General features: G+C 58.1%; 2 protein-coding genes. Both read left to right on the top strand.

The window, feature by feature from the left end:
• The coding region (locus U1872_RS22735; protein WP_332795112.1) for a CpsD/CapB family tyrosine-protein kinase at positions 1-657 on the top strand (657 nt) is incomplete at its 5' end.
• A gap of 130 nt (positions 658-787) precedes the next feature.
• The coding region (locus U1872_RS22730; protein ID WP_332795111.1) for a hypothetical protein at positions 788-1,051 on the top strand (264 nt) is incomplete at its 3' end.

Raw genomic sequence — 1,051 nt, 5'->3', positions numbered from 1 at the left:
ATTTCTCTGAGAACCACTCTTGGCTTCGCGACCGACCACGGGGTGCCGAAGGTATTTGCAATCACCAGCACACGCGCTGGTGAAGGCAAATCGACTACCAGTTACGCGCTGGCTCGATCCCTCGCACGGCAGGGCCGTCGTACGATTTTGATCGATTGTGATATGCGCTCCCCGTCAGTGCATGAAGAGTTGGGAATCCCGAACGACCAAGGCGTAAGCAATTACCTATCGGGCGGCGTTTCCGATGCATATGCTTTGGCGTATCAGAGTGATCATGACGGACTGTTCGTCATGACTGCTGGTCCGACGCCACCAAGTTCGCCTGAGCTTTTGTCTGGGGAACGCTTCCCGAGGCTCCTAGAGGAACTATCGAAGCAATTCGACCATGTCGTGCTCGATGCTCCGCCGGTAATGGGGCTCGCCGACGCGCCGCTTATCGCGAGCCCGATCGAAGCTACCGTGTTCGTCATCGAGTCCCACGGCACCAAGAAAAGCATGGCTCGGGTCGCCATTGGTCGCCTGCGCGCTGCAAATGCTGTCATCCTAGGCGTGGTATTGACGAAATTCGACGCAAAGCGGGCGCATTATGGGTATGGCTATAATTATGGAGCCACCAGCTATGGCTATGGCGGCCAAGCATCCGGTAAGCGTGCCTGACCGTACGCGCCACGCCCGAACGAGTTTCGGCGCTGCGCGGGTAGCGACGGTGCTCGTGAGCGGCGCCGTCGCTTTGCTAGTCACGTTCGCGGCGACTTCAGCTCAAGTTTCGGGGCGAAGTAATCCAGAGATGGCGCTTCGTATGTGGCCATTTGCGGCCGGTGCGGCGTCGCGCCTTGCGGAAGCGCGTCTCGTCAGTGAAACTGGATCGCAGGGGGTTCAGGACGCACGTGACATAGCGACACAGGCATTAATGCGCGAGCCAATTAACGTAGTTGCGGCGCGCGTTGTTGGCTTAACCGCCGGATTAGAAGGAAACGAGAAGCAAAGCCGTCGACTACTCAACTATGCCGAGATGCTGTCACGTCGTGATATCCCGACACAGATCGCCCAG

The organism is Parasphingomonas frigoris, assembly GCF_036663815.1.
GTDB lineage: Bacteria > Pseudomonadota > Alphaproteobacteria > Sphingomonadales > Sphingomonadaceae > Sphingomonas.
Note: the sequence above shows the minus strand (reverse complement) of the source record. Positions and strands in the feature narration are given on the sequence as shown.